The sequence below is a fragment of the Haloterrigena alkaliphila genome (assembly GCF_017352155.2).
Lineage (GTDB): Archaea > Halobacteriota > Halobacteria > Halobacteriales > Natrialbaceae > Haloterrigena > Haloterrigena alkaliphila.
Genome location: NZ_CP071462.1, coordinates 2,322,251 through 2,337,359, shown reverse-complemented (window position 1 = coordinate 2,337,359; position 15,109 = coordinate 2,322,251). Strand labels below are relative to the sequence as shown.

15 protein-coding genes are annotated in these 15,109 nt (G+C 67.7%); 4 read left to right on the top strand and 11 right to left on the bottom strand.

Annotated elements, in window-relative coordinates; translation table 11 throughout:
* Positions 1-450: 450 nt before the first annotated feature.
* Positions 451-864: an Lrp/AsnC family transcriptional regulator gene (locus tag J0X25_RS30235; protein WP_207287626.1), complete on the bottom strand. Its 414-nt coding sequence runs from the start codon at positions 862-864 to the stop codon at positions 451-453.
* A gap of 102 nt (positions 865-966) precedes the next feature.
* On the opposite strand from J0X25_RS30235, the gene carA reads away from it, so the two are divergent.
* Positions 967-2,043 (top strand): glutamine-hydrolyzing carbamoyl-phosphate synthase small subunit, encoded by a 1,077-nt coding sequence (carA, locus tag J0X25_RS30230; RefSeq protein ID WP_207287625.1) that lies wholly within the window; start codon positions 967-969, stop codon positions 2,041-2,043.
* A 111-nt stretch (positions 2,044-2,154) separates the two neighbouring features.
* On the opposite strand, the gene J0X25_RS30225 is transcribed toward carA, so the two are convergent.
* The 4 genes from J0X25_RS30225 to purH all read right to left on the bottom strand — a co-directional run bounded on the left by J0X25_RS30225 (position 2,155) and on the right by purH (position 7,185).
* Positions 2,155-3,150 (bottom strand): NAD(P)/FAD-dependent oxidoreductase, encoded by a 996-nt coding sequence (locus J0X25_RS30225; RefSeq protein ID WP_207287624.1) that lies wholly within the window; start codon positions 3,148-3,150, stop codon positions 2,155-2,157.
* A complete protein-coding gene (locus J0X25_RS30220; RefSeq protein ID WP_207287623.1) occupies positions 3,140-4,333 on the bottom strand; it encodes an ABC transporter substrate-binding protein in 1,194 nt (397 codons plus the stop codon). The genes J0X25_RS30225 and J0X25_RS30220 overlap by 11 nt, the downstream gene beginning before the upstream one ends.
* Before the next feature lie 88 nt (positions 4,334-4,421).
* On the bottom strand, positions 4,422-5,195 hold the full coding sequence (locus tag J0X25_RS30215; RefSeq protein ID WP_207287622.1) for an SIMPL domain-containing protein: 774 nt from the start codon (positions 5,193-5,195) through the stop codon (positions 4,422-4,424).
* A 349-nt stretch (positions 5,196-5,544) separates the two neighbouring features.
* A complete protein-coding gene (gene purH, locus J0X25_RS30210) occupies positions 5,545-7,185 on the bottom strand; it encodes a bifunctional phosphoribosylaminoimidazolecarboxamide formyltransferase/IMP cyclohydrolase (protein WP_207287621.1) in 1,641 nt (546 codons plus the stop codon).
* Between the two features lie 177 nt (positions 7,186-7,362).
* Here purH and purB point away from each other — a divergent pair, with 177 nt between their 5' ends.
* A complete protein-coding gene (gene purB / locus J0X25_RS30205) occupies positions 7,363-8,751 on the top strand; it encodes an adenylosuccinate lyase (RefSeq protein ID WP_207287620.1) in 1,389 nt (462 codons plus the stop codon).
* A 69-nt stretch (positions 8,752-8,820) separates the two neighbouring features.
* A complete protein-coding gene (locus J0X25_RS30200; RefSeq protein WP_225896650.1) occupies positions 8,821-9,594 on the top strand; it encodes a CPBP family intramembrane glutamic endopeptidase in 774 nt (257 codons plus the stop codon).
* An 88-nt stretch (positions 9,595-9,682) separates the two neighbouring features.
* Here J0X25_RS30200 and J0X25_RS30195 read toward each other — a convergent pair whose 3' ends face one another.
* The gene (locus tag J0X25_RS30195) at positions 9,683-10,597 is read right to left on the bottom strand and encodes a DUF8173 domain-containing protein (RefSeq protein WP_207287619.1); all 915 of its coding nucleotides are present in this window, start codon (positions 10,595-10,597) and stop codon (positions 9,683-9,685) included.
* A 133-nt stretch (positions 10,598-10,730) separates the two neighbouring features.
* On the opposite strand from J0X25_RS30195, the gene J0X25_RS39810 reads away from it, so the two are divergent.
* Positions 10,731-10,862, top strand: a complete 132-nt coding sequence (locus tag J0X25_RS39810) for a hypothetical protein (RefSeq protein ID WP_284145143.1) — start codon at positions 10,731-10,733, stop codon at positions 10,860-10,862.
* Positions 10,863-10,898: 36 nt separating this feature from the next.
* Here the strand turns inward: J0X25_RS39810 and J0X25_RS30190 are convergent, their stop codons facing one another.
* From J0X25_RS30190 to J0X25_RS30170, 5 genes are read right to left on the bottom strand one after another with little or no spacing between them, the layout of a single operon-like run.
* A complete protein-coding gene (locus J0X25_RS30190) occupies positions 10,899-12,089 on the bottom strand; it encodes a M20 family metallopeptidase (RefSeq protein WP_425600915.1) in 1,191 nt (396 codons plus the stop codon).
* On the bottom strand, positions 12,086-12,916 hold the full coding sequence (gene dapF / locus J0X25_RS30185; RefSeq protein ID WP_207287618.1) for a diaminopimelate epimerase: 831 nt from the start codon (positions 12,914-12,916) through the stop codon (positions 12,086-12,088). Before dapF ends, J0X25_RS30190 begins: the two co-directional genes overlap by 4 nt.
* 4 nt (positions 12,917-12,920) lie before the next feature.
* Positions 12,921-14,363: a diaminopimelate decarboxylase gene (gene lysA / locus J0X25_RS30180; RefSeq protein ID WP_207287617.1), complete on the bottom strand. Its 1,443-nt coding sequence runs from the start codon at positions 14,361-14,363 to the stop codon at positions 12,921-12,923.
* Between the two features lie 51 nt (positions 14,364-14,414).
* Positions 14,415-14,795 carry a type II toxin-antitoxin system VapC family toxin gene (locus J0X25_RS30175; protein WP_207287616.1) on the bottom strand — a complete coding sequence of 127 codons (381 nt, stop codon included), beginning with the start codon at positions 14,793-14,795 and terminating at the stop codon, positions 14,415-14,417.
* A gap of 6 nt (positions 14,796-14,801) precedes the next feature.
* Positions 14,802-15,053, bottom strand: coding sequence for an AbrB/MazE/SpoVT family DNA-binding domain-containing protein (locus J0X25_RS30170; protein WP_174681104.1), 252 nt, complete (start codon positions 15,051-15,053; stop codon positions 14,802-14,804).
* Positions 15,054-15,109 lie beyond the last annotated feature (56 nt).

Here is a 15,109-nt window from a genome sequence, read left to right as displayed (position 1 = left end):
ACTTGAATAATCGCCGGTCGCGATTTGAGACTGGATCTAATCGCTTGGACGGGACTACAGAACACTGGGTCCTCGTTCCAACGAGTTCGCTGCTCACACTGGCAAAGTGATTTCCACACCCTCCCCAACCGACTGCGGTCCTCGCTCCGGCGTCGCTGCGGTCCTCATCCACTGGAAGACGCCGCGCGTCTTCCAAGCTGCTCGAAAACGCTACGCGTTTTCGGCATCACGAGACGGCTTCGCCGTCTCGAACGACTTCGTTCACTCCGTTCACGAAGACCTCGCACGAATTCGACTCGCGGTTCGCTGATCGCTCACGGCTCCCGATGGTCGCCGTTCGCGTTTCCGAGGTTTTCACTTCGTTCAGCCCTCGCTTCGCTCACCGCGAGACAGCGCGCGCCACCGCTGGACTGTTATGTCGGAGCCGACGACGAACGTCTCCGAACCGCTCTAGCCGAGCTCTTCGTCCAGAATCAGCCGCGTTTTCGTACTCACGACCTCCTCCTGATCGCGGGCCTTCGTGATCAGATCGTTGACCCCGCGGGTGTCCGCGGCGTCGACGACGAGGACGACGTCCTGTTCGCCCGAGACCATCCAGACGAAATCCACCTCGTCCCACTCGGCCATCCGCTCGGAGACGGCCTTGGTGTCGACGTCGACCGCGACGCTGATCTCGAGCATCGCCTGCACGTTTCCCGTCCGGGTCGAAATCGTGAACCGTTCGATGACGTCCTCGTCCATCATTCGTTCGACGCGGTTGCGGACGGTTCCCTCGCTCGTCCCGACCTCGTCGGCGATCTCGGTGTAGGGCGTCCGGGCGTCTCGCCGGAGGATATCGAGGATCTGTCGGTCCAGGTCGTCCATGGAGATGCGTGACTACGGGTGAGGTGCACTTACCGATTACGAAATTCGTAACTGAGCTTCGAAGACAACACTTATGATGGTGGATCCGATACGTAGATCGTAATGACGGAAGCCTACGTTGCACTGGAGGGTGGCCACGTGATCGAGGGACGTGGTCGCGCTCCCGGAACGGCTCGTGGCGAACTCGTTTTCACGACAGCGTACTCGGGATACGAAGAAAGTCTGACCGACCCCTCCTACGAGGAGCAGGTCCTGACCTTCTCGTACCCGCTGATCGGCAACTACGGCGTCCGAGAGGAGCGCTTCGAGGACGACCGCGTTCACCCGCGTGCCGTGCTCGCGAAGGAACTCACCGAGGACGTCGCCGACTGGCTCGCCAGCGAGGGCGTCCCGGCGGTCGACCACCTCGACACGCGCGAGGTCGTCACCGACATCCGCGACGGCGGCGCCATGAAGTGCGGCATCGCCGTCGGCGATGACGTCACCGAAGAAGACGCACTGGCCGAGCTCGAGCAGTGCGAGGCCATGAGCGACCACACGGAGATCGGCGCGCAGGTCAGCGTCGACGAGGCCGAAGTCCACGGCGCCGACAACGACGGCGAGACCGTCGCCCTGATCGACTGCGGCGCGAAGGGATCGATCATCAGCTCGTTGCTCGAGCGCAACGCGTCGGTCCACGTCCTGCCCTACGACGCCAGCGTCGAGGCCGTCGAGGCCGTCGACCCCGACCTCCTCTTTATCTCGAACGGCCCCGGCGACCCGGTCAACTTCGAGCAAGCGATCTCGCTCGTCGAAGCGTTCGTCGAGGACACGCCCGTCGCCGGCATCTGTCTCGGCCAGCAGATCGTCGCCGAGGCGCTCGGCGGCACCACCGAGAAGATGACCTTCGGCCACCGCGGCGTCAACCAGCCCGTCCTCGACCTCGAGTCCGGGCAGGTCGTCATGACCACGCAGAACCACGGCTACACCGTCGCCGAACCCGGCGAGCACCTCGAGATCACCCAGATCAACGTCAACGACGACACGCCCGAGGGAATCGACGGCATCGAGTACGACGTCATCACCCGACAGTACCACCCCGAAGCCAATCCCGGTCCGGAGGACACCCTCGACTTCTTCGACGACGTCCTCGCGATGGCCGAGACGCGAAGCCAGCAGGCCGTTCCCGCCGACGACTGATCGGCGACCCTCGATTCTCGCTCCGGTTTCGATTTTCGTATCGCACCCAGCGGCGATAGCACCGTGTCTCGAGTGCGAGAATCAGTCCTTGAGCGGTCGGTCCGGTCCGATTCAGTCGTCGACCCCGCCAGCGTCGTCCGCGGGGGTCCCGGTGCGCTCGAGGGTCGTCGCCCGCTCGAGGATCGCGTCCTCGTCGACGGCCTCGAGCAGGATCTCGTCGTCGAGCGCCCGCGCGAGCCGTCGTTGGCCGCGTTCGGCTCGCGTCGATGCGGTCTCGTCGTCGAGATAGGCCGCGTCGCGTTCGTCGGCGTAGGCTTCGGCGAGTCGTCGGACCTCGCTCTCCTCGCGGTCGTCGGGCGCGTCGGCCGCGAACAGGTCGACCCACCGCTCGGAGTCGGCCCACTCCTCGTCTCGGTTCTCGAGCAGGCGCCGCCAGTCGTAGTGCTCCGCGAACCGCCCCCAGTATCCGTCCGCTCGGCGCAGATCCTCGAGCAGCGCGCGGGCGATCGTCGCGCCGTGGCCGGCCGCGATGATCGCCTGATCGCCGCCGCCGGCTAGCGGGCCGGCGACGTAGAGCCCGTCGACCGGCGTCCGACCGTCGTCGTCCGGATAGTCGCGGTCGAACCGCTCGACCGCCTCACCGTCGTGCGTCTCGCTGACGAACACGGCGTCGTCGCTGTCGAGCCCCCGGAGGTACTCGCCGTCGTACTTCGTCGCCGCGATCACGAACCGCGCTGTGATCGGATCGCCGTCCTGTGGCTCGAGTCGAAATCCCGCGTCCTCGAGCGCGACGACGGACTCGACGAGGTCGCGCCGGAGCCGACAGCCCGCGTCCGTCGCGTGGTCCTGCGCCAACTCGAGGAACGTCTCGACGTCGATCCCGCCGGGGAAGCCGAGGTAGTTCTCGAGGCAGGCACACCGGCGCAGCGAGGAGGAACCGCGGTCGAAGATCGTCGTCTCGAGGCCAGCGCGGGCGGTGAAGACGCCGGCCGAGCAGCCGGCGGGGCCGCCGCCGACCACGGCGACGTCGGCGTCGAACTGGGGATCGACGTCGTCGGTACCGAACTCGTCGACCGGCCCGTCGCGATCGTCGGTTTCAGTCGTCATTCGCCGCGCCCTCGGTGACGATCTCGGCGACCCGATCGCGGTCGAACAGCCGTTCGTCGGCCGGGATCTCCGGATACGCCTCGCCGGGTTCGAAGCCGGGCCACTCGCCGAACTGCTCCGGATAGAGCTGTTTGACCGTCATCTCGAGCTGGAAGAGGTTCATGATCGGTCCCTGGTAGCGCATCCCGCCGGCGACGACGCGGTCGTTCCGGACCGCGCGCAGCCGACTGGCCGCATCGTGATCCTCCAGCGCCGCTCGAGCCTCGTCGATCGGGTACTGCGGCGTGATCCCCCAGAGGTGGAGGAGCACGTCCGGATCGGCCTCGAGCATCGTCTCGTAGTCGATCGTGCCCCAGTCGGCCGACCACTCCCGGTCGGCGAAGACGTCGCGGGCGCCAAGCGGGCGGATCTCGGCCTGCCAGAAGCCGTCCGCGTTGAGGTGGTGGGCGTAGAAGACGTCGTTGTTCGGATCGTAGGTGGCCCGCGCGACCGTCGGCCGCTCGCTCTCGGGCGGGAGATTCGACTCGATCTGTGAGCGGGTCTCCTCGGCGAGCGCCGCGAGGGCTTCGTAGCGCTCCCGCTCCTGAAAGACGGCCGCGACCTTCTCGAAGAGTTCCCAGAGCGTGTAGTACTCGTAGCTGTCGGCGTACGCCTCGGCCGGTTCGCTGTGGACGCCGCTGTGGTAGCTCCCGACCCACGGGCCGACGGTCTCGGCGATCGTCTCGATCCGGGATTCGTCCCAGTCGTCCTGGGTCGTCAGCAGGTAGGACGGATCGAGGAAGTGGACGTCGTGCTCGGCCTCGAGGAGGCCCTCCCTCGTGACTGGTTCGGCGAGCGGATTCTCCAGGTCCTCCCAGTCGAAGGAGACGCCCTCGAGTCGCTCGTAGAACGCGTCCATCGTCGGCCCGGACATCGCCGGCGAGAACAGCGTGCTCACCGCGTCGCCGTGGCCGAGCGCGACCGCCATGTCCGCGTACTGCGTGAAGGTGACGAACGCGTCCTCGGGGACGGAGTCGAACTCCATCTCCCCCATCGGCGCCATCGTCACGGTGTAACCGTCCTCGTCACCGGAGCCGCCGGTGCCGTCGCCCGAGATACAGCCCGCGAGCGCCGCCGTTCCGGCTGCGATCCCCGCGCCGACGAACTCGCGTCGCGTCCGGTCGAACTGCCGTGGTCCGTTCATACGGTTTAGGCTCGCCTAACTATTCAAAAGTCGTTCGATTTTAGGCCGGCCGAAACCACTGTGAGGGATACCGCTCGAGCGACAGCCGTCACTCGGCGAACGCGTACGTGACCGTCACGCTCGCGCTCGCGCCGACGGGATCGGCCTCGATTTCCGTCGGCGGCGCCCCGTCCGCCGCCGCGTTATCGCTCGAGAGAGCCTCTTCGACCGGTCGAACCCGTATATCGCCGGTCGTGACGGTCGTCGTCCCCTCGAGTTCGACGTTCCGGTTGTCGGCGACGTGAGCCGCCTCGTCGTCGGCGGTGGCCAGTGCGGCGTCGAGCGCGTCTCTCCGCAGCGTCGCTCGCGTCTCTTCCTGCAGCGTGAAGCGCACCTGTCCGACGTCGTCGGCGCCGGCATCGATCGCCGCGTCGACGACCTCGCCGACGCGCCCGACGTCGGTGACTGTCACCTCGAGCGAGTGCGCTCCCTCGAACCCCTCGGCGTCCCGCTCCCGTGCCGGATGAACCCGGTACCTGCCTTCCTCGACGTTCTTCCGTGGGATACCGAGGTCGGCGAACGCTTTCCGAAGGGCTGCGACCCCCGTGGCCAGTTCCTCGGTCACGGCGTCGGCGCTCTCGCCGCTCGCCTGTACGCCGACGGTGACGACCGCCTGATCCGGCTCCGCCTCGACGTCGCCGCTGGCGCTGACCGTGATTTCGCCGCGGTTTGCACGCTCACGCTCGCCGGCGGACGCTTCGGCCTGTGCGTCGACATCGGTTTGTTTTTCGGCGCCGGTGTCACTGCGTCCGTCTCCGATACAGCCCGCCGTCGCCGCCGCGATTCCGATGCTCGAGGCCGCGAGGAACTGTCGTCGATCCATGGCCGACGGACGACGAGCGACGGAAAAAAGCCCCGGCTGCACTCGAACGATCCGCCGGACCGCGAGCACTCGTACGCCTCGAATCGGTTCGGGGCAACTGGTGGTGATATTTCCGATACGTACGCTACGCTTCGAAACGTCTCGACGAAAAAACTCTCACTCCGTTCGCTTACGAGTAGCCGACCGTTCGCCTTCTCGCGGTTGCTAATCGTGACGGAACGACCGCTGGCCCGTAAACGCCATCGCGGCATCCACCTTTTTGCGCTTGGGTTCACTCACTGCGTTCGTTCACCTCTCGCGCAAAAATCTGGACCAAAAAGCCGCTCGCTCACTACGTTCGCTCGCGGTTCTAATCGTGTCTAAACGACCGCTGGCCCGTAAACGCCATCGCCATTCCGTGCTCGTCGGCGGCCTCGATCACGTCCTCGTCGTTGACCGAGCCGCCGGGCTGGACGACCGCCTCGATGCCGGCCTTCGCGGCCTCCTCGATGCCGTCCGGGAACGGGAAGAAGGCGTCCGAGGCCATGACCGCGCCCTCGGCGTTCTTCCCCTCCGCGTGCTCGTCGGCCTTCATCGCGGCCAGTCGCACCGCGTCGACGCGGGAGACCTGTCCCATGCCGATGCCGACCGTCTCGGTGCCGTCCGCGAAGAGGATCCCGTTCGATTTGACGTGTTTGAGCGTCTGCCACGCAAAGACCATCGTCTCGAGTTCGTCGTCCGTGGGCTCGCGCTCGGTGACGACCTCGAGGTCGTCGACCGTGATCGACTGCAGATCCCGTTCCTGCACGAGGCGGCCGCCGACCAGCGGCTTCTCGGTAAAGCGCTCGGTCCGCTGGTCGCCCAGTTCGCCCACGTCGAGCACGCGCAGATTATCCTTCTCGAAGAAGGTCTCGAGCGCCTCGTCGGTGTAGACGGGCGCGACGACGACCTCCTTGAACGAGTCGATGATCTGCTCGGCGGTCGCGGCGTCGCACTCACGGTTGAGCGCGACGATGCCGCCGAAGGCGCTCATCGGGTCCGTCGAGAGCGCCTTCTCGTAGGCCTCGTCGAGCGAATCGGCGGTCGCACAGCCCGCCGGGTTGGTGTGCTTGATGACCGCGGCGGCGGGGTCGTCGAACTCCTTGATCAGGTTCAGCGCGCCGTCGGCGTCGTTGTAGTTGTTGTACGAGAGGGCCTTCGCGCCCTCGTTCAGCTGGTCGGCGTGGACGACGCTGGCCTCGTCGGTGGTGTAATCGGCGTACACCGCGGCGTCCTGATGGGGGTTTTCCCCGTAGCGAAGGGTGTCGGCGCGGTCGTCAGAGACCAGTCGACGGCTCGGAAGCTCATCGTGATCGGCGTCCTCGACGCCGGCCACGTCGTTCTCGACAGTGACTTCACCCGAGTCCGTATCCACGTCCACCGCACCCTCGGCGAACCACTTCACCGCCCGTGGGTACGCGCGGAACTCGCCCTCGTAGAGCACGCGCTCCTTCAGCGTCTCCTCGTCGTCGCCCTCGTAGACCGGGATCGGCTCCTGGGTGACGATCGGACCGGCGTCGACGTCCGCTTCGACGACGTCGCCGTTTTCGTCGGTCGCGTCGGTGACGACGTGGACCGTACAGCCGGTAACCGAGACGCCGGCCTCGAGCGCGTCGCCCCAGGCGTCCATGCCGGGGAACGACGGGAGCAGCGCGGGGTGGACGTTCAGCGTCGTCGGCGCCTCGGCGAGGAACGTCTCCGAGAGGATGCGCATGTAGCCGTCCAGACAGACCAGATCGAACTCGTAGTCGGCGAGGGCCTCGAGGACGGCCTCCTCGTGCTCCCGGCGGCTCATCCCGTCCTCGAGCGGGACGACCTCGGTCGGAATCCCGCGCTCGGCGGCCGACTCGAGCACCGGCGCTTCCTCGCCGTTCGTGAGGACGACCGCGAGTTCGGCCCCGCCCGGCGCGCGGTCGGCGATGTTCAACAGGTTGCGCCCTCGGTTGCCGGCCATCCCGGCGATTCGCGTCATGGTCTGATGGCCGCCCGCGAGCGGCAAAGTGGTTGCGGTCTCGATCCCTCGCGTATGCACGTTCGTGTATTATTACGGCAGTATTCTCCCCACACCCCCTCGAGATATGCACGCTCGTGGCCTCGCGCGGGTCGCGGTTTCGATACGCTTTTTCGCCGTCGTTGCGGACGGGCTACCATGACCGACACCGACGCCCTGTACGCCGTCTCGCCGCTGGACGGCCGCTACAGCAGCCGGACCGCACCGTTGTCGCCCTACGCCAGCGAGGCCGCGCTCATGCGAGCGCGGGTTCGCGTCGAAGTCGAGTACCTGCTCGCGCTCGCCGACCTCGAGGCGACGCCCCTCGAGATCGACGCCGACGACCGCGAGCACCTGCGCGGCCTCTACCGGCACTTCGCGGAGGAGGACGCCCGCCTGATCAAGAAACTCGAGACCGAGGGCCACGCCGGCTTCGAGGCGACGAACCACGACGTGAAGGCCGTCGAGTACTTCGTCCGCCACGAACTCCCCGACGACAGCGACGCTTCCGCGTGGATCCACTTCGGGCTGACCAGCGAAGACGTGAACAACCTCGCCCATCGGCTGCTCGTCCGCGACGCCGTCGACGAGGTGCTCCTGCCGGCGCTGTACGACGTCCGCGACGAACTGACGGAGATGGCGCGAGACTACCGCAAAACTCCGATGCTGGCCCGCACCCACGGCCAACCCGCGACGCCGACGACATTCGGCAAGGAGATGGCCGTCTACGCGTCCCGACTGGGCCGCGCGACCGGTCGCATCCGACGGGCGACGGACGATCTGCGCGGAAAACTCGGCGGCGCGTCGGGGACGTACGCCGCCCACCACGCCGCCTATCCGGACGTCGACTGGCGGGCGTTCGCCCGGGACTTCGTCGAGGACGGACTGGACCTCGAGTTCGAACCGCTCACGACGCAGGTCAACCCCTGTGACGACCTCGCGGCCGTCTTCGACGCGTTCCGCGGGGCCAACGACGTCCTGCTGGACCTCGATCTGGACGTCTGGCTTTACGTCTCCGACCGCTACCTCGGTCAGGAGGCCGTCGAGGGCGAGACGGGGTCGTCGACGATGCCCCACAAGGTCAACCCGATCGACTTCGAGAACAGCGAGGGGAACCTCTCGAAGGCCAACTCCGACCTCACGTTCCTCGCCGACTACGTGACCACCTCGCGGCTCCAGCGGGACCTCTCGGACTCGACGGTCAAGCGCAACATCGGCGCCGCCTTCGCCCACTGCCTGATCGGCTACGGCAAGACGGCCGCGGGACTCTCGAAGGTCGTCCCGAACGAGCACGTCATGCGCGAGGACCTCGAGTCGACCCCCGAGATCATCGGCGAGGCCGTTCAGACGATCCTCCGCCGCGAGGGCCAGGCGGACGCCTACGAGCGCGTCAAGGCGGTGACGCGGGGGAAGGACGTCACGCTCGCGGACTTCCGCGAGATGTTCGACGACCTCGCGGTCGACGAGGACGTCCGCGAGGAATTACACGCGCTGACGCCGACGGGGTACACCGGCGTCGCCGACGAACTGGTCGACGACCTCGAGTAACCGGCGCGAGTCGCTCGACCCGCCTGCGGTGTCAGTAGCTATTTCTACCGGCCGCGACTACGGGGGCGTGTGTCCACGATACGCGGGATACCGGCGTCGGTCCCGGCGGGCGTACGGGCGGTCGGGCTCTGTCTCGTCCTCGCGATGGGCGGCTGGTTGACCGGCCTCGCCGCCACGCTCGGCGTCGAGGGGCAGTTGCTGTTGCTCGACGTCGAGGCGGCGGCGGTCCGGCAGATCGCCTCGTCGGTCGCGTTCAACGTCGTCGGGGCCGGGGGCCTCGCGCTCACCTACCTGATCGTCCGTCGCAACGGTTTCGACTGGGACTACATCCGCTCGTTCCTGCGGATCCGGAAGCCGACGGTCTGGGATCTCGGCTGGATCGTCCTCGGACTGGTCGGCGCGTTCGTCGTCCTCGTCGGCTATCAGGCGCTCGTCGAGTTTCTCGACCCGTTCGGGGTCGGAAGCGAGGGCGAGACCCACTCGGGGATCGAGCGGGGTCGCGAGCTCCCGGTGCTGTTTCTCGTGGGAATCCCGATCGCCATCCTCCTCACCGGGCCCGGCGAGGAACTGCTCTACCGCGGCGTCGTCCAGTCGCGCCTCGGCGAGACGTTCCCGGCGCCGCTGGCGGTGCTTCTCGCGGCGCTCGTGTTCGCCGCCGTTCACGTCCCCGTCTACATGGGCGATCAGCTCGGCACGATGCTCGTGAGCCTCGGCACGGTCGCGACGCTCGGCCTGTACTTCGGCGTCCTCTACGAACTCTCGGGCAACCTGCTCGTCCCCGCGCTGATCCACGGCGGCTACAACGCGCTCGTCTACCTCACGAACTTCCTCGAGTACGCCTGAGTCCGACCGCGAGGAGGATAGGGCCGGCGATAGCGTACGACCGCGAGGAGGACGGCGACGACGCCCGACCGCGACACCGACCCCGGCATCACGAGTCGTCGGCCGGCTCCGGTTCCGTCTCGTCCTCGCGGTCGGCGTCCGTTCCGATGTCCCACTCCCAGTCGTCGACCGTCCACGCCTCGTCCGCCCGGCGGTCGCCTTTGCGCGGCCCGTCGACGTCGGACTCGGTTCGATCGATCACTTCCGCCGTAGCATTCGCGTCCCGCTCGCTTGCGGTCGCGGACGGCCGATCCTCGTTCGTTTTCCAGACCGCGGTCTCGCTCGAGCGACGGGCATCCCAGTCGACGGTCGATCCCGCAGCGGCGGTCGCAGTCGGTTCACGGTTCCCTTCGTCGTCGATTCCGAGCCACCGCTCGAGGTCGAAGCGCCGTCGCGCGTCGGCCCCGATGGCGACGGTCGCCAGCCCCATCGCCAGGAGCGCGCCGAAGACCGGGACGAGGAGGCTCGCACAGACCACGACGGCACCGATGGCGAGCGCGCGGCGAAGCGACGGCGAGTCGTCGCCGAGTCGGACGGCGATTCGATCGCCGAGGACGATGGCGCCGAGCGTCCCGCCGACGAGGAGCAGGGCCGCCCAGCCGAGCAGTCCCGGCAGGGAGACGATCCCGGCGAGCGGGTCGAGCGCCGAAATCCCGAGGTACGTGGCGCCGGTCATCGGCAGCGCGACCGCGACGAGCAGGCCGAAGAGGACGACGAATCCGGCCGCGAAGGAGAGATCCGGTCGCTCGACCGCGTCGCCGCTGACTCGGCGCGTGGCCGTCGGGAAGCCAGCGATCAGGACGGCACCGACCCCGACCGTGACGAGCAGCGCGCCGACGGCGACCCACAGCGGCCGGAAACTGCCGTCGGCGACGCTCGCGAGGGGCGTGGCGGCGCTCGAGACGGCCGCGGCGAGCGTCCGGAGTCCGATCGTCACCGCAGCGTCGGCGGGCGGAGGAAACACGTGCGTGACAGGTAGGTACGCCAGTACCGATAAAAAACGTGCGATCGGGTGCGGATCGCTCGCACGCGGCCCGGGTGCGGACCAACACCGTTTTGGGACGACGTGTCCAACGGAGCGTCTGTCAAACGCGATGATGGAATCCCTCGTTGCCGAACCCGCTCTCTTCCCGGGGCTCTCCCTCTTCCCGGAGATCGCCACGATCGCGCTGGTCGTCATCGTGGTCGGCGGTCTGCTCGCGCTGTTCTACATCTGGACGAGATGGTGATCGGCTCACCGACGCTCTGGTCGAGACCGAAACGGCCTAGCCGACGAGCGTTCGAACCGTCTCCTCGAGCGCCCGCGCCGCCGCCCGGACGGCGTCGACCCGGACGTACTCCCGCGGGGCGTGGGCGACCGCGCCCTCGTCGTCCGCGAGGACGCCGGGACCGAAGACGACGGTCGGTGCCTCCGCGGCGAAGTACGAGGCCTCCGTCGCGGCGGTGAAGGGGCGGACGTCGCCGCCGGAAGCGTTTGCGAGAACCTCGACGATCCGTTCGTCGGGGTCGGTCTCCCAGGCCTCGAGGAACGGCGTCGGCCGGTCGGTAAAGCGGAATTCGACGCCGACGTCGTCGGGGACCCCAGTGCGGAGCTGGTCAATCAGCGCGTCGTGGAACTCCTCGGCCGTCTCGGGCGGGACGCTCCGGCGGTCGACCGTCAGCGCGCAGTCGGCCGGCACCTGATTGGTCGCGTCGCCGCCCTCGACGACAGTCGGGGTGAGTGTTGCGCCGCCGAGTTGCGGGTGCGTCGGCGGCGCGTCCGCCCGCTCGTCGAACGTGCGAATCGCTTCGAGGACGGACTCGAGCGCTGCGACCGCGTTGATCCCCGTCTGGGGTTCCGCCGCGTGGGCGTTCGCACCGGTCAGGTGGACGGTCCCCTGAAAGCGCCCCTTCGCGGCCGTACAGACGTCGAGGTTCGTGGGTTCGCCGACGATTACGGCGTCGGCGTCTCGAGTGGGCGACTCCTCACTCGACACCAGTTCGTAGGCGCCCGTCGAGAGCACCTCCTCGTCGGGCGTGATCGCCAGCGTAACGCGCCCCTCTGCAGGGTCTACTGCGAAGAACGCTGCGAGCAGCGCGGCCAGCGGTCCCTTCGCGTCACAGGAGCCTCGGCCGCGAATCACCGCGCCTTCGCCGGCCTCGGGGGCCGTTTCATCGCGCTCGAACGGGACGTGCGGCGAGACGGTATCGATGTGCGTATTCAAAACGAGGTGCGTCTCGGCGTCGCTCGGCCCGCGCGTCGCCAGCACGTTCCCGCCGTCGGCGACGCGGGGATCGTCGCCGTGGTCCTCGAGCGTCTCGCAGAGGAACGCCCGCATCGGCTCGACGTCCTCGTGAGAGGGGTGCTGGACGGCCGTCTCGAGGAAGTCGAGCGGGTCGAAGGCGGCCTCGCGACCGCGGTTCAGGTCGCCCGCGTTCGTCGCGTCGCCGCTCGTCGCGCCGTCGTCCCCGCTCACAGTTCGGTCGGCGACCGGACGGCCACTTCACCGTCGAACTCGTGTTCGACGGGGCCCTCGAGCGTCGCGTTCCCGTGCTCGTTGAAACTCACCCGCAGGTCCCCGCCCGGCGGGTGGACCTCGACCGGATCCGCGTCGGTGAGGCCGAGGCGCCGCGCGACGACCGCGATGGCGACCGCGCCGGTGCCACACGAGTCGGTCTCGGCCTCGACGCCGCGCTCGTAGGACCGCTGGTCGAAGCCGCCCGACCCGTCGGGGCTGGCGATCGTGACGTTCGTCCCGACGGGGAACGCATCGGCGTAGCGCACCGGCGGCGCGACCCGCTCGAGGTCGACGTCGTCGACGTCGTCGACGAACGCCACGGCGTGGGGGACGCCGGTGTTGACCATCGTCACCTCGAGCCCCTCGATCTCCTCCTCGAAGACCTGATCGTCGGCCCTGACGGGGATTTCGTCGGGGTCGAACGTCGGCGTCCCCATCTCGATGACGATGCCGTCGTCGGTTCGGTCCGCGCGCAGGGTACCCGCCTGCGTGTCGATCATGACGCTGTCGGCGCCCGTGCGCTCCATGGCCCAGTCGGCCGCACAGCGCGCGCCGTTGCCGCACATCGGCGCGGTCCCGCCGTCGGGCTGGACCAGCGTCATGATGACCCGCGGGGGCCGGAACCGTTCCTCGAGAGCGAGATAGAGGATGCCGTCGGCACCGACGCCGTCGTCGCGGTCGCACTCGCGTTCGGCGAGCGCGCCCCGGTCGGGGACGTACTCGTCCGCGTGGATGATCAGAAAGTCGTTGCCGGTGCCGTGGTACTTCTGGAATGGGACGCTCATCGTGCTATCGTGTGTCGTAGTCGTTATCTGTTTCTCGGTCCGCATCTACGTTTGGGTTCGCGTTCGTCGGATTCGCCGCGTTCGTCGGATTCGCCGCGTTCGTCTCCGGCCGGATCACGTCGTCGAACGTCTCGCGCCGCCGGGCGAGTCGGACTGCGTCGCCGTCGACGACGACCGACGCGGGTCGGGGCCGGGAGTTGTACTGGTTGGCCATCTCGTAGCCGTAGGCCCCGGCGTTACCGATCGCGAGGGCGTCCGTGCGTCTGCTGGCCGGGAGTTGGCGGTCGGTACAGAAAACGTCGCCGCTCTCGCAGATGGGCCCGGCGATCGTCTGCGGGACGATTTCGCGGCCGGTATCGGTGGTTTCGCCACCCTCGTCGCTCGAGTCGGCGCTGCCGTCGCTCGAGTCGGAATCGGACCCGCCCTCGAGGTCGGCCGTCAGGTTCCGAATCGGGTGGGAGGCGTCGTACATCGCGGGCCGGAGCAGGGTGGTCATCCCGGCGTCGACCCCGACGGCGAGGGTGTCGCGGGCCTCCTTGACCGTGTTCACTTCGGTCAGGAGGACGCCCGCGTCGGCGACGAAGTAGCGGCCGGGTTCGATCGTCAGCCGCGCGTCGACGTCGCCCAGCGCCTCGCGGGTCGCCGCGGCGACCGCCTCGAGGTCCAGCGGTTCCTCGTCGTCGCGGTAGGGTACCCCGAAGCCGCCGCCGACATCGACGAACTCGAGGCCGTCGCCGTCCAGGGTCTCGTTCACCTCACGCGCGAGGTCGCCCATCCGTTCGACGAACGCCCGGTGGTCGTCCAGTTGGTCGCTCGAGACGCCCGACCCGACGTGGGCGTGGATCCCGACGACGTCGAAGCCGCGCTCGGCCGCGTCGACGAGGACGTCGACGGCGCGCTCGATCGGGACGCCGAACTTCGCCGCGGCGCCGGTCTTGACCTTCTCGTGGTGGCCGGCGTCGATGCCCGGATTCACGCGGAGACAGAGCCGCCCGTCGTAGCCCCGCTCCTCGAGGCGGTCGATGGTGTCCTCGGCCCCAACGGTGATCGTCAGCTCTGGATACTCCTCCCACGCATTGACGACCCAGTCCAGATCCCGCGCGGGCGGGTTGACGGCCGTGTAGTGGACATCTGCTCCGGATGCGTCGCTCCCGTCGCTCGAGTCGGCGGCCGCGAGCGCCCGTTTGACCTCTCCGGCGGAGGCGCACTCGAGGCCCGCCCCCTCCTCGTGGAGCGTCTCGAGAACGTCCCCCAGCGCGTTAGCCTTCACCGCGTACATGATCTCGGCGTCCGGAAACGCCGCCGCGAGGCGACGGTAGTTCTCGCGCACGCGCTCGAGATCGAGCACGTACAGCGGCGAGCCGTAGTCGCCGACGAGGGACTCGAGGCGTGCCGCGTCCCAGTCGGCGAGCCGGCGGACCGCCGGCGATTCCGTGAGTTTAGTCATTATCGCGTCAAAGTAACCGCGAGGATTCAAGCGTTTGGGTCTCGCTCTCGACTACTCGGGTTCCCGTTCCTCTATTGCGATCCGGTCGTCCGTTACCTCGTCGAACGATTTGTCCGACGAGACGAGCGGATCTTCGTCCGCGTAGGCGACGTGATAGGCATCGAACGGAGTGAGTCCGTCTTGTTCCATGTAGTCCGCCGCCTGAAACAGAACGTCTTCGTCTTCAGGGACCATCGCGATCTCGAGCGCGTAGGTAAGTGCCTCCATCCGATCGAACTCGAACCGGTCAGAAATCATGAGCAGTTCGAGCAGCGTCGCGCGTGAGGTGTAGATCTCCCCCTCGTTTTCGAGTGCGATCTTGGCCGCCCGATCCTGAAGCCAGTCGTCGTCTTTCACTAGCGCGATGAAGAAGTCCGTATCGGCGTAGATCATCGAACGCTACTCACTCACGTCGTCTATCGCATCTTCTCGAGCGGCCTCGCGCGCCTCTCGCTTGATCTCGTCGATCGATTTGTCGTCGAATGCGTCACCGACGGCATCGCGGAGGCCCTCGATCGGGTCGTCTTTCAGCGGGATCAGTTCGACCCGATCGTCGAGTTCGACGACCCGGTACCGGTCGCCGTGTTTCTCACGGATTTCGTGAGGGATGACGATTCGCCCTCGGTCGTCAGCCTCGGCCCGTTTACTCATTACAGCTACTACTAATGCGGGAACGATCAAAAAACCTCCCACGAAAGTAGCTGACT